The organism is Nocardioides antri, from assembly GCF_008373765.1.
GTDB lineage: Bacteria > Actinomycetota > Actinomycetes > Propionibacteriales > Nocardioidaceae > Nocardioides > Nocardioides antri.
The window spans coordinates 149,581-165,915 of record NZ_VUJW01000002.1 but is presented as its reverse complement, the minus strand read 5'-3'; the positions used below and the strand labels follow the sequence as shown (position 1 = coordinate 165,915).

The window sequence follows — 16,335 nt, the reverse complement described above, 5'->3', positions numbered from 1 at the left end:
CTCGGCCCACAGGCGTCGCTACTAGGCTGCCGCCATGGCAGCGCCAACCGATCGCTCCAAGCGGCCCAACCTCAAGCAGCGCTCCAAGCTCGCCGGCGAGGCCGCCGCGGCGGCGGCCGAGGTGGAGACCGCACTGGCGCTGCCGGCCGACCCCCGCGCCGCGGCGTTCTTCGACGTCGACAACACCGTCATGCAGGGCGCGAGCATCTTCCACCTCGCCCGCGGCCTCTACCGGCGCAAGTTCTTCACCACCCGCGACCTCATCGGCGCCGCCTACAAGCAGGCCTATTTCCGGATCGCCGGCGTCGAGGACCCCGAGCACGTCGCCGAGGCCCGCAACTCCGCGCTCGCCTTCATCGCCGGCCACACCGTCACCGAGCTGGAGGAGATCGGCGAGGAGATCTTCGACGAGGCGATGGCCCACCGGATCTGGCCGGGCACCCGCGCCCTGGCCCAGCTCCACCTCGACGAGGGCCAGCGGGTGTGGCTGGTCACGGCCGCCCCGATCGAGATCGCCCGGCTGATCGCGAAGCGCCTCGGGCTCACCGGTGCCCTCGGCACCGTCGCCGAGCACATCGACGGCGTCTACACCGGCCGGCTGGTCGGCGACATGCTCCACGGTCCGGCGAAGGCGGAGGCGGTCAAGGCGCTCGCCGAGCGGGAGGGCCTCGACCTCGCGCAGTGCTCGGCCTACTCCGACTCCTACAACGACCTGCCCCTGCTGAGCTTGGTGGGAGACCCCTGCGCGATCAACCCGGACCCGAAGCTGCGGTCCCACGCCCGGGCCGAGGGATGGCGGATCCGCGACTACCGCACCGGTCGCAAGGCGGCCCGCGCCGGCCTGGTCGTGGGGTCGGCCGCGTCGGGCGCTGCGGTGGCGAGCGTGCTGGTCCGCAGGCAGGTCCGGCGGCACCTCGGGTGACCTGACCCGGGGTGATCGGACCGGGTCCCACCGGCCCGCTCTTCCCGTTCTGGTTTCGCTGGGGACCGATCGGCTCTACGATCGAAGTTCGGGGCGACGACCTGGGAGGGAACCAGTGGGCCTGGACAAGGACCTCGCGCGCGGGCTGGAAGGCCTTCGGCGCGCCGTCTTGTCCGCGCTGCTCCCCCCTCCGGCCCCCGCCCTCGCCGTTGCCGGTGGCGCCGCGGCTGTCCCCACCGGTCGCCGCCCGGCCCTCGGCTGGCTGCTGGTCGAGGCGGAGGCGACGTACGGCGACTCCGGGGTCGGCGGCTTCGGCGACGCCCGGCTCGCCGCATCATCCGAGGACTCGGCCGAGGACCGTGAGCGCCTGATCGGTCTGGTCGAGCTCGCCCGCGGCGGCGACGCGGACGCGTTCGGCCTGCTCTACGACCACTACCAGCCGTCGATCTACCGGTTTCTCTACTACCGCACGCGCTCGATCGTCGTCGCCGAGGACCTGACGTCGGAGACGTTCTTCCGCGCGCTGCGCAACATGGCGTCGTTCCGGTGGCAGGGCAAGGACTTCGGCGCCTGGCTCATGACGATCGCGCGCAACCTCGCGACCGACCACTTCAAGGCCGGCCGCACCCGCCTCGAGATGACGACCGAGGACATGGGCCAGCACGACGACACGACCGAGGGTCCCGAGTCGGCCGTGCTCGCCTCGCTAACCAACGAGATCCTCCTCCAGGCGCTGACCGAGCTCCCGAACGAGCAGAAGGACTGCCTGGTCATGCGCTTCCTGCAGGGGATGAGCATCGCGGAGACCGCGCAGGCGCTCGGCAGGAGCGAGGGCGCCATCAAGCAGCTCCAGCTCCGCGGCGTGCGCAACCTCGCCAAGCTGATGCCGGAGGGCCTCCGGTGACGGTCCCAGCCGCCATGGTCCGTTCGGACTACTGCCGAGTAGTCCGTGCGGATTGCTCAGGTCACACCGAACGCCGCGTAACCAACGCTCCCGCGCCATCGTTCAACGGGTGGAGCCAGGCGCGGGTGGGCGTTGCCCGGACCACCACGACAGACCAGAGCAATCGAGGATGGCAGGCATGACCGGGGCGTTCCTGAGCAGGCGCCGCGCCGACGAGTTCGACGCGGTGGTCTCGGCTCCCACCGCGCGGCGCGACTCCGCGACGGAGAGCCGGTACGCCGACCTGCTCGAGGTCGTGAGCTCCCTGCGGTCCGTCCCCGACGTCACCGCGCGTCCCGAGTTCGTCGCCGACCTCCGCAGCCAGCTGGTCGTCGAGGCTGCCCGGATGGCGCGTCCCGTCGACGACGCGCTGCGCGCGCGGCTGACCCCGTCCAAGCGCAGCGCCGTCCGCGAGCGGCGGGCCGCGACGCTCCTCGGCGGGCTCGCCATCGTCGCCGCCTCGGGCTCCATGGCGATGGCCTCGCAGGCCGCGCTGCCCGGCGACGTGCTCTACCCCGTGAAGCGGGCGATCGAGAACGCCGAGACCAACCTCCAGTCCGACGACGCCGCCAAGGCCGAGACGCTGCGCGACCACGCCGAGCGGCGCCTGCAGGAGGCCCAGCAGCTCAGCACCGACGGTGCCGACGCGGCGACGGTGGCGGCGACGCTCCACGACTTCACCGCCCAGTCCAACCAGGCGGCCGAACTCGCCCTCGACGACTACGAGACGACCGGTGACCAGGCTCCGATCGGGGACCTGCGGTCGTTCACGGAGCGCTCGATGACCGAGCTCGCCGAGCTCGGGGACGTCGTCCCCGAGGACGCCCGCGCGGCGCTCATCGCGGCCGCCCAGTCCGTCCAGCAGGCCGACTCGGCCGCGTTCCAGGTCTGCCCGACCTGTGGCGACGGCACGGTGACCGAGCTCCCCGAGTTCGCGACCACCCCCGTCTCGTCGCTGCTCCGCCTCGGCGGCAACGCCGAGTCCACGGTGGTCCCGCCCGGCTTCCTCGACGAGGTCCAGGCGATGGCCGACCGGATGCCCCCGGCACGTCAGGAGCCCGCGGACGACCGCGGCGGCCCCGACGACACCGGCGTGCTGCCCCCGGTCGACGAGACCTCGGACACCGAGCCGGTGATCGACCCCCGGCCCACGACGACCCCGCTCGAGGACCTCGGCGACCGCATCAAGCGTGACCTGCCGGGCGACGACGTGAAGGTGGATCTCGACGACACGGTGGACGACGTCGTCAGCGGCATCGGCGGCCTCGTCGACACCATCACCTCGGACAGCTCGGACTGACTGCCCGAGCGTGTCGCGGACGACGCGCCGCTGGGCTACTGAAGACGGGCTACTTGAAGACCGACTCGCGCTGCATCAGCAGGCTGTAGAGCGTCTGCTGGATCGTCTCCCGCACCTGGTCGGTGACGTTGAAGACCAGCATCGGGTCCTCGGCCGCGCCCTCGTCGTACTCGTCGGTGCGGATCGGCTCGCCGAACTCCAGCAGCCACTTCGACGGCAGCGGGACCATGCCCAGCGGGCCGAGCAGCGGGAAGAGCGGGGTGATCGGGATGTACGGCACGCCGAGCAGTCGCGCCAGCGCCGGGACGTTGCCGACGAGCGGGTAGATCTCCTCGGCGCCGACGACCGACAGCGGGACGATCGGGACCTGGGTGCGCAGGGCGGCGGACACGAAGCCGCCGCGACCGAAGCGCTGCAGCTTGTAGCGCTGGGAGTAGGGCTTCCCGATGCCCTTGAAGCCCTCGGGCCAGACGCCGACGAGCTCACCGCCGGCGAGCATCCGCTCCGCGTCCTCCGCGCAGGCGAGGGTCGCGCCGCCCTTGCGGGCGACGGCGCCGACGAAGGGCAGCCGGAACACCAGGTCCGCGCCGAGGGCGCGCAGGTAGCGGTCGGTGTGGTCGTGCACCGACACCATAGTCATCAGGGCGTCGACCGGGACGGTGCCGGAGTGGTTCGACACGATCAGGGCGCCACCCTCGGCCGGGATGTTCTCGGCGCCGCGCACCTCGATCCGGAACCACTTCTGGGCGATCGGCCGCAGCGTGGCCAGGAAGAACCGCTCGGTGATCTCGGGGTCGAAGCCGAACTCGTCGACGACGTAGTCGCCGGTCAGCCGGCGACGGAGGAAGGCGAGGAAGTGGGCGAGCTGGTGCTCCCACTGCTCGCCGAACACCTCGCGCGCGGCGGCCTGGACCGCCGCCAGCCAGTCGCCGACGGGGATGCCCGGCTGCTCGCGCTCGCTGACCTCGAGCCGGGGCGTGAGCGCGGACGGGGGCAGCGTGGCCAGGGGTACGACGTCCTCGCCCAGCGGGAGCACGGGCTCCGTCGCCGGGGGCTCGGCCGTGGGCGGATGCGGTGCAGCGGCCTTCTCGGCGCGCGCCTCGGCGGGCGGTGGCGGCTGCTCCTCGCGGGGCGGCTCGGACTTCGGCGTCGGGCGCGACTTGCCCGCCAGGTTGCGGGCGGCCGCGGACGGCCGGGTCCCCGTCCCGCGGCCGGGCCGGCCGCGGGTGCCGATCGGGATGATCTCGGCGTCACCCATCAGTGCCTCCGGCTACCGTCAGTGCGGGCGGGCGGTCTGGCTCGACCTCGGGCAGGCGCTCGGCGACGGCGCCGAGCACCCGTTCGGTGCGGCCGCCGGTCGGCGGCAGGGTGGAGGCGAACTCCCCGAACGCCTCCGCAGTGCTGTAGCGGGGCTCGAAGCCCAGCTCGGCCCGCATCCGGGTGGTGTCGACGCCCCGGCCGTAGGTCAGGAAGGCGACGAGCTCGGGCGACAGGTCGGCGAACCGGGCCGACCGCAGCGCCGAGCCGAGGCCCCCGAACGCGAAGCCGGGCAGCGGCACGCCGGGGCGCTGCAGCCGGCGCAGCGCCTGCGACAGCATCAGGACGCCGTCTCCGGCCACGTTGAAGGTGCCGTGGACGCCCGCGTTGACCGCGTGGCGGAGCACCCGGTTGAGGTCGTGCTCGTGGAGGAACTGCAGGCGCGGGTCGAAGCCGAGCACGGTCGGGATGACCGGCAGCCGGAAGTACGACGTCACGGGGCTGACCACGCGCGGCCCGATGACGTTGGCGCAGCGCAGCAGGGTGACGGTGACGTCGGGGCGGCGCCGCGCGAACCCGCGGACGTAGGCCTCGACCTCGGCGACGTCCTTGGCATAGCCGTTGCGTGCCGGGCGCCGCGGCTCGAGGTCCTCGGTGAACATCGCGGGGTCGCGGTTGCTCGCGCCGTAGACGGTGGTCGTCGACTTCACGACCAACTGGCGCAGCGACTCCGACTTCTGGCACGCAGCGAGGAGCTGCATCGTGCCGATGACGTTGAGCTCCTTCATCGTGCCGCGCCCGCCGGCACTGCCGGGGGTGGCGATGACGCTCATGTGGACGACGGTGTCGACGTCCTCCCGGGCGATCACCTTGGCGATCACCGGGTTGCGGATGTCGGCGCGCACGAACTGGACGTCACCGATGTCGCCACGGGGCGGCATCACGTCGACGCCGATCACCCGCTCGACGGAGGGGTCGTTCGCGAGGGAGCGGGCGCAGGTGCGGCCGAGGTCCCGCGAGACCCCTGTGACCAGAACGGTGCGACCGCTCATCCCTACGACTCCCGACTCCCCAGCACCAACGTTCGACCTAGGACGCCCCGGGCGGGGCGTGGGTCACTTGCCGAGCTTGCGGCGCTGCACCCGCGTCTTCTTCAGAAGCTTGCGGTGCTTCTTCTTCGCCATACGCTTGCGCCGCTTCTTGATGACAGAACCCACGTGGACCTCTCCAACACGCCGGGTCCCTGCGGGCCCGGCATTCGACTATCGCCGCACCGGCGGTGGCCGGACGACCCCGACAGCCTATCGGCCACCGCGAAGGTCTGGAGAATCAGGAGCAGCGGTGAGAGGAACGTCCCATCACCGTGCGATGGCCCGGGCGGCGCGCAGGATCTGCGACACGCTCGGCCGATTCAGTCAGCCGGCGTTGTAGAAGGACTTGCGGAGGTAGTCGTCGACGTCGCTCTCGGGGACCCGGAAGGACCGGCCGACACGGACGGCGGGGAGCTCGCCGCTGTGGACGAGGCGGTAGACCGTCATCTTGGAGACGCGCATCATGGTCGCCACTTCGGCGATCGTGAGGAACTTGGGGTCCGGACGGGACTCAGAACGCTCCTGGGACCGCTCGTTGGACGGGGCCATGGCCAACCACACTTTCTGCGCGCCCGTCACCGCCTTCCCCAGCTGTGATCTGCGGACGCCTAGCCGTGAGAATAGAGCCAGATGTGACTCATGGGGAAGAGATTCACCACTGCAACTTTTGTGAACCCGGCGTGTCGCCTTGACCGGCGCCTGCTGCTCCCCATCGGGTCAGGGCATCGGGTCGAGCCCGTGGAGCGGGAAGATCTCGCTCCGGGTGGCGTGGACGGCGCGGTCGAGCCACGCGTCGGGGTCGTAACCGCCCTCCCACGGCTGGTAGTCGGCGGGCCCGCCGTCGGTCATCCGCCGCGGTGTGTCCGCGCCGTAGCGCTCGAGGGTGTAGTCGCGCCAGGCCTCCGGCACCGAGACCCCGGGGTCGAGCGGCCGTCCGGCAACGGTGGCGAGGAGGTGGGTCCAGGCGCGCGGCACCACGCGGACGAGGGAGTACCCCCCGCCGCCGGTCGCGACCCACCTGCCGTCGGCGACCTCGTGCGCGAGGTCGTGCAGGGCGACGTACGCCGCGCGCTGCCCGTCGACGCTCAGCATCAGGTGTGCGAGCGGGTCCTCGGCGTGGGAGTCGCAGCCGTGCTGGGTGACGAGCACATCCGGCGCGAACTCGCGCAGCAGGGGCGGGACCACGGCATGGAAGGCCCGCAGCCACCCCGCGTCGCTGGTGCCCGGCGGCAGCGCGACGTTGACGGCCGTCCCCTCCGCGTCGGGTCCGCCGTGGTCGGCGGGGAAGCCGGTGCCGGGGAAGAGGAACTGGCCGGACTCGTGGAGCGAGACGGTGAGGACCCGCGGGTCGTCGTAGAAGATCGCCTCGACGCCGTCGCCGTGGTGGACGTCGACGTCGACGTACGCCACCCGCTCGGCGCCGTTGTCGAGCAGCCACTTGATGCCGATCGCGACGTCGTTGTAGATGCAGAACCCGCTCGCCCGGTCGGGCATCGCGTGGTGGAGGCCGCCCGTGATGTTGGCGCTGTGGAGGCTCTCGCCCGACCAGACCCGGCGGAACGCCTCGTGGCTCGCGCCGACGATGTGGGCGGCGGCGTGGTGCATGCCGCGGAACACCGGGTTGTCGTCGGTGCCGAGCCCGCGCAGCTCCTCCCCCGGGCCGGGGCGGGCGCTCATCCGCTGAACCGCCTCGATGAGCGCGGGGTCGTGGACCGTGGCCAGCAGGTCGTCGGACGCCATCGGGGCCGGCACCTGCTCGAGGTGCGCAAGGACGCCGCACTCGTCGGCGAGCCGCATCGTCAGGTCGACCCGGAGCGGGGCCATGGGGTGCTCGGGCCCGAAGTCGTAGTCGGTGAGCGACGCGTCGAACACCACGCTCGCGCGGCCCGCGCACGCCTGCAGCGCCTCTGGTGACCCCGTCGTCATGCCCAGCAACGTACCGCCCCCGCCTGCCGACGAGGTCACCGACCGCAGCCTCTTGTCGAACACTCGTGTTCGACTTATGATCTCGAACATCATCGTTCGACTTATTGGAGTAGCCATGACGCCATCCCCGCCCCCGTCGGCGACAGTCACCGCAGTCGCCGACCCCCGCCGCTGGACCACCTTGGGGTTCCTCGGCGCCGCCCAGCTCATGCTGATCGTCGACGTCACCGTCGTCGCGATCGCCCTTCCCGACCTCGGCGCCGACCTCGGCCTCGGGCGCGCTGCGACCACCTGGGTGGTGAGCGCCTACACGCTCGCGTTCGGCGGCCTGATGCTGGTGGGCGGTCGGGTGGCCGACATCGTGGGCTCACGGCCGGTCGTGCTCACCGGGCTCGCCGTCTTCACCGTCGCGTCGCTCGCGTCGGGCCTGAGCGGGAGCGGCGAGGTGCTGATCGCCGGCCGCGTCGGGCAGGGCGTGGGCGCCGCGCTGCTCTCCCCCGCCGCGCTGTCGACCGTCCTCCACCTGTTCGACGGCGACGAGCGCTCCCGGGCGCTCGGGGTGTGGTCAGCGCTCGGGGGTGGGGGCGCCGCGCTCGGCGTGCTGGTCGGCGGGGTGCTGACGGCCGGTCCCGGCTGGCCGTGGGTCTTCTACGTGAACCTCCCGATCGGCGTGGTCGTCGGCGTGGCGCTCGTCCGGCTGCTGCCCCGGACGCCCCGGCCGGCACCGACGGGGGGCGTCGACGTGCTCGGCGCCGCTCTGGTGACCGCGGCGACCGGCACCGGCATCTACGCGCTGATCGGTGCCGGCGACCGCGGGTGGGCCGACCCGACGACGACCCTCCTGCTGGCCGCCGCGGCCGCGCTGTACGCCGCCTTCGGCATCCGCCAGCAGACGGCGCGCTCCCCGCTCATGGACCTCCGGCTGCTGGTCCGGCGGCCCGTCGCCGCCGGCACCTTCGTCGTGGTGACAGCGACCGCGCTGATGGTGGCCGCGTTCTTCCTGGGGACCTTCTACCTCCAGAACCGCGCACACCACGGCGCGCTGCTGACCGGCGTGCTGTTCCTGCCCGTCGCGCTGGCGACCGTGGTCGGCGCGACCGCCGGCGGCCACCTGATCGCACGGTTCGGCGCCCGCACGCTGTCGGCCCTCGGGTTCGCCGTTGCCGCAGCCGGCTTCGTCGTACCGGCCGTGGCGGACGGGTCGACCGCGGTCGTCGTCGGGCTGACCGTCGCCGCGCTGGGCCTCGGCGTGCTGTTCGTCGCCGCGTCGGCCACCGCGCTCGGTCAGGTCGCGCCGCACGAGTCCGGCATCGCGTCGGGCATCGTGAGCACGTTCCACGAGTTCGGGGCGGCCCTGGGCGCGGCCGTCATCTCCAGCGTCGCGGCCGCCAGCCTCGGCGGCGCCACCCTGGCGGGCTTCGTCGACGGCTTCACGCTCGCGGCGGTCGTCGGAGTCGTGGCCGGCCTCGTCGCCGTGGCGCTCGTCCCCCGGCGCTCGCCCGCAACCGGCCACTCCGCCCACCAGGGAGGGTTCCACTGATGAGGAGACGTGAGCTGCGCAGGTTCGGCCTGCACTACCTCGAGATGGTCGTCGCGATGCTGGTCGGGATGATGGTGCTCTTCCCCGTCTGGCTGCTGGCGACGAGCGGCGTCGACGACGGCAGCGTGCTGCGCTCCGTCGAGGTCGAGACGCTGGTGATGGCGACGACGATGGCGGTCCCGATGGCGGGCTGGATGAGGTTCGGGGGCCACGCGTGGGCACCGACCCTGGAGATGTCGGCGGCGATGTACGCCGGCTTCGTCGTGGCCTATCCCTTCCACTGGGCCGGCGCGCTGGGCGAGCACGGCGTGATGACGGTCGGGCACGTGCTGATGTTCGGGTTCATGCTCGGGGCCATGCTCCTCCGCTGGAGCGAGTACGCCGGCGGGCACGGCCACCACGGGAAGGGCGACCCGGCGCATACGATGGCCGGACCGTGACCACCACTCGCACCGGGCCCGCGGGCGCAGGCCGACAGCTGCGGGCCGACGCCCGCAAGAACATCGCGGCGATCATCGACGCTGCGACGGACTGCCTCGCCCGCGACCCGGATGCGAGCATCAGCGAGATCGCGAAGGCGGCCGGCGTCGGCCGGGTGACGCTCTACGGCCACTTCGACTCGCGCGCGACGCTCGTCGCGGCCGTCGTGGACCGGGCGATGGCCGAGGCGGAGTCGGTCCTCGGCGCGGTCGACCTCGACGGTGACCCGGTCGACGCCCTGCGCCGGCTGGTCGCCGCGACCTGGGAGGTCAGCGCGAGGTACGGCGCCCTGGTGGTCGCCGCCGAGCGCACCCTCGCCGACGACGAGATGGTGGCAGCGCACGCCGGGCTGCGGGACCGCGCTGTAGGTTTCCTCGAGCGCGGCCGCGCGGCCGGCCACTTCCGCGACGACCTCCCCGTGCAGTGGCAGGTCACGCTGCTGCACACGGTGACCCACGCCGCGGCCACTGCCGTGCACAACGGGGAGCTCACCGCCGAGGACGCGCCGCTGGCGATCACGACGGCCGTGCTCGGCGCGACCACGCCTCCCGGCGCGCCGGTCCCGGACGCCTGACGCGGACGGACCGCTGGTCGAGGGACTCCCCCTGTGGGACCCTGCGCTCATGCTGACCGCCGGTCTCGTGCTCGCTGCGCTCGCCGCCGCGCTCCACGTGTACATCTTCTTCATGGAGTCGCTGGCCTGGACCAGGCCGAGCACCCGCGCGGTGTTCGGGACCTCGGCGGAGGAGGCCGAGACGACCAAGGAGCTCGCGTTCAACCAGGGGTTCTACAACCTCTTCCTCGCGATCGTGACCGGGCTCGGCGTCGGGCTCGCGGCCGCGGACGCCGACGACGTCGGACCGGCGCTGGTGCTGGCGGGCACCGGCTCCATGGCCGCGGCGGCGGCCGTGCTCGTGCTGGGGAACCCGGGCCGCGGGTCGGCTGCGCTCAAGCAGGGTCTGGTGCCGCTGCTCGCCGTCGTCCTCGTGGTGATCGGGCTGGCGCAGGGCTAGCCGGCCGCGGCGTCCGGACCGCGACGGCGCACCTCCTCGACCTGGACCAGCGAGTCGCGCAGCTCGGCCAGCCAGTCGTCGGCGTGCTGCTGCACCAGCCGGACGCACCAGCCGAGCGCGTCGCTGCGGCTGCGCGCGACGCCGCCGGCGACGAGCAGGTCGAGGACGCGCCGCTCGGGCTGCCGGAGCCGGGTCATCACCGGAGCGGCGACGTGGGTGAACAGGGCGCGGGTCTCGTCGCACTCGACGCCCCACGAGACCTTGCGGTCGAAGCGGCGCTCGGCCTCCCGCGCGACCGTCATCCGGTCGCCGCGCGTGCGCTCGCGGAACTCCGCGATCCGGCCCTGCACGGTGGCCTCCCGCTCGGCGTCGGACACGTCGGCGGCGACCTCGGGGGCCGGGATCCGGCCGATCACGGTGATCTCCTCGCGGTCGACGGTGACCTCGACCAGCTCTTCGAACAGCCCCTCGGGCAGGCGGCCGGCGAACCAGCCGCGGATCTCCTCTGCAGTCATGTAATCATGATTACTCGCTTTCACACCCTGAGGCAAGGGAAAGCAGGAAGCGGCGGCCCGACGGACGTGCGACCATGGGCGGGTGCTGAGGCCTACGACGTACTGCTGGTGGCCCGCCTGACGGCGGCCCACCGGTTCCAGCACCCCCTTCACCATCCGACGGCCGCCTGCGGGCGGCCGTTCGTCGTACTCCCCTGGTCGTTCGCGGGCTCGATCCCAGGAGCTCTGCCATGACCCATCTGTCCCTGCTCAAGCCCACCGGCCACCTCACGCTGGGCAACTACCTCGGCGCGCTGCGCCCGATGACCGCCGCCCAGGGCGACGACGCGTACTACGGCGTCGCCGACCTGCACGCGCTGACCGTGCCGCACGATCCGGCCCAGCTCCGCGCGCTGGTGCGCGAGATGGCCACGCTCCTGCTGGCGGTCGGCCTGGACTCGTCGACGCTCTTCGTGCAGAGCCACGTGCCGGCCCACTCCGAGCTCGCCTACCTCCTGGAGTGCACGGCCCACACCGGCGAGCTCAACCGGATGATCCAGTTCAAGGAGAAGGGCCGCGACGTGCCCACGACCCGGGCGTCGCTCTACACCTATCCGGTGCTGATGGCGGCCGACATCCTGCTCTACCGTGCGGAGAGGGTGCCGGTCGGTGACGACCAGCGCCAGCACGTCGAGCTGACCCGGGACCTCGCGCTGCGGTTCAACCACGCCTACGGGCCGGTGTTCACGGTGCCCGAGATCGTGACACCGGCGACCGGAGCCCGGGTGATGGACCTGCAGGACCCGGCCACGAAGATGGGCAAGTCGCACCGGAGCGGGGCCGGGGCGGTCTACCTGCTCGACCCGCCGGACGTCGTACGCCGCAAGCTGGCGCGCGCCGTCACCGACTCCGACACCGGGCCGGCGGCGGTCCGGCACGACCGGGACACCAAGCCGGGGGTGACCAACCTGGTCGAGATCCTCGAGGCGTGCGGCGGCTCGACGGACGGCATCACGTCGTACGGCGCGCTCAAGCGGACGGTCGCGGACGCGGTCGTGGCGGAGCTCGAGCCGGTGCAGAAGAGGTACGCCGAGCTCGCCGCCGATCCGGTCCCCGTGGCGGCGGTGTTCGCGGCCGGAGCGGACCGCTGTCGCAGCGTGACCGCAGAGGTGCTGACGGCCGCGCGGACGGCGATCGGCCTGGTGTGAGCGGTGTCGGTGGCGGTTGCGAGGATGGCGTCATGGCGACGGCGAGCTGGCTCGGGAGGCCCGTGACCGGCGTGCTGTTCGACCTCGACGACACCCTCGTCGACCACCGCGGCGCCGTCGAGCGCGGCCTGCGCGTCTGGCTGGCGGGGATGGGCCTCGACGACGACATCGAGGAGCACGTCGAGCGCTGGTTCACGCTCGAGGCGTTCCACTACGAGCGGTACCAGCGCGGCGAGATCTCTCACAGGGAGCAGCGACGCGCGCGGATCCGCGCGTTCTTCCCAGGCTCTGACCTGCGCGACGACGCGGTCGCCGACGACGTGATCGGCGGGTACCTCGCGTGCTTCCGCGCTGCCTGGTCGGCGTTCCAGGACGCCGGCCCGGCGATCGCCCGGGTGCGCGCGCTGGGGCTCCCGGTCGGGATCCTCACCAACGGCGACCAGGCCGCGCAGGAGGAGAAGGTGCGCCGTACCGGCCTCTCCTCCCACGGCGTGCCCGTCTACGCGTCGTCCGCGCTGCCCGCGGCGAAGCCCGACCCCCGCGCGTTCCACCACGCCTGCCACGAGCTGGGCGTGGACCCCGGGGGCGTGGTGATGGTCGGCGACTCGCTGCGCCACGACGTGCAGGGCGCGGCCGCGGCGGGGATGGCCGGGGTGCTGATCGACCGGGTGGGTCGCTACCGCGCCGACGAGGTCGCGGGGATCACCCGGATCCGGTCGCTCGCCGACCTGGGCTGGTAGCGCGGCTCGGCTGGGCGGGGTTGTCCGCCTTTCCCACGGGTTGTCCGCTGTTGCATTGGCCGACAACCCGTGGAATACCCGGTCGACCGGGTATTCCGCGCCCCGCGCGACCCGCCCCTCAGGCCCCCGACGCCAGCTCCCGCGAGCGGTCCCGGGCGGCTTCGAGCGCGGCGAGGAACGCCGCGCGCACCCGGTGGATCTCCAGCTCGCGCAGCGCCGCGGCGGTGGTGCCGGCCGGCGACGTCACCTGCTCGCGAAGCACGGTCGGGTGCTCGCCGGTCTCGCGCAGCATCGCGGCCGACCCGACCAGGGTCTGGATCGCCAGCTCCGTGGCGGTCGTGCGGGGGAGGCCGAGGTGCACGCCGCCCTCGATCATCGACTCCACGACGAAGAAGATGTAGGCCGGGCCGGACCCGCTGATCGCGGTCACCGCGTCCTGCTGCTTCTCCGGCACCAGGATCACCTTGCCGACCGAGGCCATCAGCTCCTCGGCCTCGGCGAGGTGGGCGTCGTCGCAGTGGGACCCGGGCGAGATCGCGGACATGCCCTGGTCGACGAGCGCCGGGGTGTTGGGCATGACCCGGACGACCGCCACGCCCTCGGGGACGTGGGACTCGATGAAGTCGGTGGTGATGCCGGCCGCGAGCGAGACCAGCAGCTGGCCGGGCCGCAGCACCGGCGAGATCTCGCGCAGCACGTCGGCCATGTCCTGCGGCTTCACGACGAGCGCGACGGTGTCGGCCTTCGTGGCCGCGTCGACGTTGGAGACGACGGCGACGCCGTACCTCTCCTCCAGCTCGGCGGCCCGCGCCTCGCGCTTCTCGCCGACGAGCAGCTGGTCGACCCGGCGGCCCGCGCGGACCAGGCCGGACAGCAGGGTCTCGCCCATCACTCCGGCGCCGATGACGGCGGTCTGCTTCATAGGGTGCTCAGCTCAGTTCTTCTTCACCAGGGACGTCAGGAAGAATGACAGGTTCTGCGGGCGCTCGGCGAGCCTTCTCATGAGGTAGCCGTACCACTCGGTGCCGTAGGGGACGTACACGCGCACCGTCTCGCCCGCCGCCGCGAGCCGGCGCTGCTCCGCCGGACGGATGCCGTAGAGCATCTGGAACTCGTAGGTGCCCTGGGCGCGGCCGTAGCGGCTCGCCAGGGACGAGGCGATCTCGATCAGCCGCGGGTCGTGGGTCGCGATCATCGGGTAGCAGTCGCCCTCGGCGCCGGTGTGGCCGAGCAGGACCTTGAGGCAGCGCACATAGGACCTGTCGACCTCGTCGGGATCGGTGAAGGCGACGTCGGACGGCTCGTCGTAGGCGCCCTTGCAGAGGCGGACCCGGCTGCCGGCGTAGGCCAGCGCGCGGCAGTCGGCCTCGGTCCGGTGCAGGTAGGCCTGGAGCACGGCGCCGGTCTCGGGGAAGTCCTTGCGCAGCTCGCGCAGGATCGCGAGCGTCTGGTCGGTGGTGGTGTGGTCCTCCATGTCGAGGGTCACCGTGGTGCCGGCGTTGCGCGCCGCGCGGCAGATCGCCCGGGCGTTCTCGAGCGCGATCTTCCGGCCGCCGCCCGGAGCGACGGAGTCGTCGAGCGCGAGCCCGATGGCGGTCAGCTTGACGCTGACCTCCGCGCGCCGCGCGAGGCCCTTCGCGGAGAGCTGCTTGAGCAGGTCGAGGTACGCCGCGACGGTTGCCTCCGCCTGGTCGACGTCGGTGGTGTCCTCGCCGAGGTAGTCGAGCGTGACGTTGATGCCCTCGGCCGCCAGCGTCGCCGCTGCGGAGACCGCGTCCTCGGCCGACTCGCCGGGCACGTAGGAGCGGACGACCGCCGCCGAGACCGGGAGCGTGGTGATGAGCCGCTTCACGCCGCGGCTCCGCGAGAGGAGGAGGAGCGAGTCACGCACGGGTCGCATGGGAGAAACGGTACGACGCGCCACCACGCCGGTCAGCAGCGGAGGTCGTCGGCGTCACTCGCTCCGGCGGCGGAGGGTGCCCGCCCCGAGTGCGAGCCCGGCGACGGCGTACGCCGCGACGACCGCCAGGTCCGCCCACACGTCGCTGGTCGTGGTGGAGCGGGTGAGGTGCGCCATCGCGTCGACGGCGTAGGACAGCGGCAGCACGTCGCTGACCACGTTGAGGACGTCGGGGAGGACGGCGCGCGGGACGAAGAGCCCGCAGAGGAGGATCTGCGGGATCACCAGCGCCGGCATGAACTGCACGGCCTGGAACTCGGTCTGCGCGAACGCGCTGACGAAGAGGCCGAGCGCGCTGCCGAGGACGGCGTCGGCGACCGCGACGACGGTCAGCAGCCACACCGGGCCCTCGATGGTGAGGTCGAGCAGGCCGACGCTGAGGGCGACCGCGGCGGCGGACTGCACCGCGGCGACGAGCCCGAACGCGATCGCGTAGCCGAACAGGAAGTCGAGCTTCCCCATCGGCATCGCGAGCAGCCGCTCGAGGGTGCCGCCGGAGCGCTCGCGCAGCGTGGTCACGCTGGTGACGAGGAACATCACGATGAAGGGGAACATCGCCAGCAGGCCGGGCCCCAGCCGGTCGAAGCTGTCACCGGGCAGGTCCTCGAACATCCACCAGAGCAGGCTGATCAGCAGGCACGGCAGGACGAGCATGATCGCGAGGGTGCGGTGGTCGCGACGGAGCTGGGTGAGCACGCGGGCCGCGATCGCGAGGGTGATCCGGGGATTCATGCCGCCTCACCCCGCACGATCGTGAGGAACGCCTGCTCGATGTCGGCCGCCCGATCGAGGCCTGCCTTCTCCTTGATCTCGGTCGGCGTCCCGTCGGCGATGAAGACCCCGTCGCGCATGAGGAGCAGCCGGTCGCAGCGCTCGGCCTCGTCCATGACGTGGCTGGAGACGAGTACGGCGACGCCCCCGTCCGCGAGCCGGTGGAACATCGCCCACAGGTCCTCCCGCAGCACCGGGTCGAGACCGACCGTCGGCTCGTCGAGGACCAGCAGGCTCGGGCTGCCGAGGAGCGCGACAGCCAGGCTGGCCCGCGACCGTTGCCCGCCACTGAGGCGGCCGACGACCTGGTCGGCGTGGTCGACGAGGTCGACCGCCTCGATCACCTGCCTCGTCTCGCGCCGGTCGACGCCGAGCACCCGCGCGAAGAACGCGAGGTTCTCGGCGACGCTCAGGTCGTCGTACACGCTGGGCGCCTGGGTGACGTAGCCGATCCGGTGCCGCAGCACCGGGGAGCCGGCCGGCTCACCGAGGACCGTGACCGTGCCGGTGACGCCCGCCTGCACCCCGACCAGCGTCCGCATCAGCGTCGACTTGCCGCAGCCGGACGGGCCGAGCAGGCCGGTCACCTGGCCGGCCGGGATCGTGAAGTCGAGTCCGTGCAGGACCTCGCGCCGTCCGCGGACGACGGTCAGCCCCGCCACCTCCACCGCGTTTTTCATCATGTGATGA

At 72.6% G+C, this 16,335-nt stretch carries 19 protein-coding genes; 9 read left to right on the top strand and 10 right to left on the bottom strand.

The genetic code is table 11. The features are described 5' to 3' along the window. Positions 1-34 precede the first annotated feature (34 nt). From F0U47_RS05205 to F0U47_RS05195, 3 genes are all read left to right on the top strand, one after another. Positions 35-922: an HAD family hydrolase gene (locus tag F0U47_RS05205; protein ID WP_149749267.1), complete on the top strand. Its 888-nt coding sequence runs from the start codon at positions 35-37 to the stop codon at positions 920-922. Positions 923-1,037: 115 nt separating this feature from the next. Further along, on the top strand, positions 1,038-1,826 hold the full coding sequence (locus F0U47_RS05200) for a sigma-70 family RNA polymerase sigma factor (RefSeq protein WP_246159462.1): 789 nt from the start codon (positions 1,038-1,040) through the stop codon (positions 1,824-1,826). A 178-nt stretch (positions 1,827-2,004) separates the two neighbouring features. Continuing rightward, on the top strand, positions 2,005-3,165 hold the full coding sequence (locus F0U47_RS05195) for a DUF5667 domain-containing protein (RefSeq protein ID WP_149749266.1): 1,161 nt from the start codon (positions 2,005-2,007) through the stop codon (positions 3,163-3,165). Positions 3,166-3,214: 49 nt separating this feature from the next. On the opposite strand, the gene F0U47_RS05190 is transcribed toward F0U47_RS05195, so the two are convergent. The 5 genes from F0U47_RS05190 to F0U47_RS05170 form a co-directional block, all read right to left on the bottom strand. Then, positions 3,215-4,423 carry a lysophospholipid acyltransferase family protein gene (locus tag F0U47_RS05190; protein WP_149749265.1) on the bottom strand — a complete coding sequence of 403 codons (1,209 nt, stop codon included), beginning with the start codon at positions 4,421-4,423 and terminating at the stop codon, positions 3,215-3,217. Then, positions 4,416-5,474: an NAD-dependent epimerase/dehydratase family protein gene (locus tag F0U47_RS05185; RefSeq protein WP_149749264.1), complete on the bottom strand. Its 1,059-nt coding sequence runs from the start codon at positions 5,472-5,474 to the stop codon at positions 4,416-4,418. Before F0U47_RS05185 ends, F0U47_RS05190 begins: the two co-directional genes overlap by 8 nt. Before the next feature lie 63 nt (positions 5,475-5,537). Further along, on the bottom strand, positions 5,538-5,639 hold the full coding sequence (locus F0U47_RS05180) for a 30S ribosomal protein bS22 (protein WP_008356322.1): 102 nt from the start codon (positions 5,637-5,639) through the stop codon (positions 5,538-5,540). A 198-nt stretch (positions 5,640-5,837) separates the two neighbouring features. Beyond that, entirely contained in the window at positions 5,838-6,062 is a 225-nt protein-coding gene (locus F0U47_RS05175; protein ID WP_149749263.1) for a helix-turn-helix domain-containing protein, read from the bottom strand. Between the two features lie 168 nt (positions 6,063-6,230). Next, positions 6,231-7,439 carry an acetoin utilization protein AcuC gene (locus F0U47_RS05170; protein WP_149749262.1) on the bottom strand — a complete coding sequence of 403 codons (1,209 nt, stop codon included), beginning with the start codon at positions 7,437-7,439 and terminating at the stop codon, positions 6,231-6,233. Between the two features lie 115 nt (positions 7,440-7,554). Here F0U47_RS05170 and F0U47_RS05165 point away from each other — a divergent pair, with 115 nt between their 5' ends. Genes F0U47_RS05165 through F0U47_RS05150 form a run of 4 tightly spaced genes read left to right on the top strand, consistent with a single transcriptional unit; the run spans position 7,555 to position 10,472 of the window. Then, the gene (locus tag F0U47_RS05165; protein WP_149749261.1) at positions 7,555-8,979 is read left to right on the top strand and encodes an MFS transporter; all 1,425 of its coding nucleotides are present in this window, start codon (positions 7,555-7,557) and stop codon (positions 8,977-8,979) included. Continuing rightward, positions 8,979-9,419 carry a hypothetical protein gene (locus tag F0U47_RS05160; protein WP_149749260.1) on the top strand — a complete coding sequence of 147 codons (441 nt, stop codon included), beginning with the start codon at positions 8,979-8,981 and terminating at the stop codon, positions 9,417-9,419. The genes F0U47_RS05165 and F0U47_RS05160 overlap by 1 nt, the downstream gene beginning before the upstream one ends. Then, positions 9,416-10,033 carry a TetR/AcrR family transcriptional regulator gene (locus tag F0U47_RS05155; protein WP_149749259.1) on the top strand — a complete coding sequence of 206 codons (618 nt, stop codon included), beginning with the start codon at positions 9,416-9,418 and terminating at the stop codon, positions 10,031-10,033. The genes F0U47_RS05160 and F0U47_RS05155 overlap by 4 nt, the downstream gene beginning before the upstream one ends. 49 nt (positions 10,034-10,082) lie before the next feature. Continuing rightward, positions 10,083-10,472, top strand: a complete 390-nt coding sequence (locus tag F0U47_RS05150; protein ID WP_149749258.1) for a DUF1304 domain-containing protein — start codon at positions 10,083-10,085, stop codon at positions 10,470-10,472. Here the strand turns inward: F0U47_RS05150 and abmR are convergent. Further along, positions 10,469-10,987 carry an ATP-binding transcription factor AbmR gene (gene abmR / locus F0U47_RS05145; protein WP_149749257.1) on the bottom strand — a complete coding sequence of 173 codons (519 nt, stop codon included), beginning with the start codon at positions 10,985-10,987 and terminating at the stop codon, positions 10,469-10,471. The genes F0U47_RS05150 and abmR overlap by 4 nt on opposite strands. Positions 10,988-11,217: 230 nt before the next feature. Here abmR and trpS point away from each other — a divergent pair, with 230 nt between their 5' ends. Further along, positions 11,218-12,174, top strand: a complete 957-nt coding sequence (gene trpS / locus F0U47_RS05140) for a tryptophan--tRNA ligase (RefSeq protein WP_149749256.1) — start codon at positions 11,218-11,220, stop codon at positions 12,172-12,174. Positions 12,175-12,206: 32 nt separating this feature from the next. Continuing rightward, positions 12,207-12,914 (top strand): HAD family hydrolase, encoded by a 708-nt coding sequence (locus tag F0U47_RS05135; protein ID WP_149749255.1) that lies wholly within the window; start codon positions 12,207-12,209, stop codon positions 12,912-12,914. 118 nt (positions 12,915-13,032) lie between these two features. On the opposite strand, the gene proC is transcribed toward F0U47_RS05135, so the two are convergent. From proC to F0U47_RS05115, 4 genes are read right to left on the bottom strand one after another with little or no spacing between them, the layout of a single operon-like run. Continuing rightward, the gene (gene proC, locus F0U47_RS05130) at positions 13,033-13,836 is read right to left on the bottom strand and encodes a pyrroline-5-carboxylate reductase (protein ID WP_149749254.1); all 804 of its coding nucleotides are present in this window, start codon (positions 13,834-13,836) and stop codon (positions 13,033-13,035) included. 12 nt (positions 13,837-13,848) lie between these two features. Continuing rightward, on the bottom strand, positions 13,849-14,814 hold the full coding sequence (locus F0U47_RS05125; RefSeq protein WP_149749253.1) for a proline dehydrogenase family protein: 966 nt from the start codon (positions 14,812-14,814) through the stop codon (positions 13,849-13,851). A gap of 54 nt (positions 14,815-14,868) precedes the next feature. Further along, a complete protein-coding gene (locus F0U47_RS05120; protein WP_149749252.1) occupies positions 14,869-15,606 on the bottom strand; it encodes an ABC transporter permease in 738 nt (245 codons plus the stop codon). Further along, positions 15,603-16,328, bottom strand: a complete 726-nt coding sequence (locus F0U47_RS05115; RefSeq protein WP_149749251.1) for an ABC transporter ATP-binding protein — start codon at positions 16,326-16,328, stop codon at positions 15,603-15,605. The genes F0U47_RS05120 and F0U47_RS05115 overlap by 4 nt, the downstream gene beginning before the upstream one ends. Between the last annotated feature and the right edge of the window lie 7 nt (positions 16,329-16,335).

What these genes read in the sequence shown, in the direction of transcription:
- trpS (WP_149749256.1), top strand. Translation starts at nt 11,218, where the DNA reads ATGACCCATCTGTCCCTGCTCAAGCCCACCGGCCACCTCACGCTGGGC.
- proC (WP_149749254.1), bottom strand. Translation starts at nt 13,836, where the DNA reads ATGAAGCAGACCGCCGTCATCGGCGCCGGAGTGATGGGCGAGACCCTG.
- F0U47_RS05185 (WP_149749264.1), bottom strand. Translation starts at nt 5,474, where the DNA reads ATGAGCGGTCGCACCGTTCTGGTCACAGGGGTCTCGCGGGACCTCGGC.
- F0U47_RS05125 (WP_149749253.1), bottom strand. Translation starts at nt 14,814, where the DNA reads ATGCGACCCGTGCGTGACTCGCTCCTCCTCCTCTCGCGGAGCCGCGGC.
- F0U47_RS05170 (WP_149749262.1), bottom strand. Translation starts at nt 7,439, where the DNA reads ATGACGACGGGGTCACCAGAGGCGCTGCAGGCGTGCGCGGGCCGCGCG.
- F0U47_RS05150 (WP_149749258.1), top strand. Translation starts at nt 10,083, where the DNA reads ATGCTGACCGCCGGTCTCGTGCTCGCTGCGCTCGCCGCCGCGCTCCAC.
- F0U47_RS05205 (WP_149749267.1), top strand. Translation starts at nt 35, where the DNA reads ATGGCAGCGCCAACCGATCGCTCCAAGCGGCCCAACCTCAAGCAGCGC.
- F0U47_RS05190 (WP_149749265.1), bottom strand. Translation starts at nt 4,423, where the DNA reads ATGGGTGACGCCGAGATCATCCCGATCGGCACCCGCGGCCGGCCCGGC.
- F0U47_RS05195 (WP_149749266.1), top strand. Translation starts at nt 2,005, where the DNA reads ATGACCGGGGCGTTCCTGAGCAGGCGCCGCGCCGACGAGTTCGACGCG.
- abmR (WP_149749257.1), bottom strand. Translation starts at nt 10,987, where the DNA reads ATGACTGCAGAGGAGATCCGCGGCTGGTTCGCCGGCCGCCTGCCCGAG.
- F0U47_RS05165 (WP_149749261.1), top strand. Translation starts at nt 7,555, where the DNA reads ATGACGCCATCCCCGCCCCCGTCGGCGACAGTCACCGCAGTCGCCGAC.
- F0U47_RS05175 (WP_149749263.1), bottom strand. Translation starts at nt 6,062, where the DNA reads ATGGCCCCGTCCAACGAGCGGTCCCAGGAGCGTTCTGAGTCCCGTCCG.
- F0U47_RS05160 (WP_149749260.1), top strand. Translation starts at nt 8,979, where the DNA reads ATGAGGAGACGTGAGCTGCGCAGGTTCGGCCTGCACTACCTCGAGATG.
- F0U47_RS05115 (WP_149749251.1), bottom strand. Translation starts at nt 16,328, where the DNA reads ATGATGAAAAACGCGGTGGAGGTGGCGGGGCTGACCGTCGTCCGCGGA.
- F0U47_RS05135 (WP_149749255.1), top strand. Translation starts at nt 12,207, where the DNA reads ATGGCGACGGCGAGCTGGCTCGGGAGGCCCGTGACCGGCGTGCTGTTC.
- F0U47_RS05120 (WP_149749252.1), bottom strand. Translation starts at nt 15,606, where the DNA reads ATGAATCCCCGGATCACCCTCGCGATCGCGGCCCGCGTGCTCACCCAG.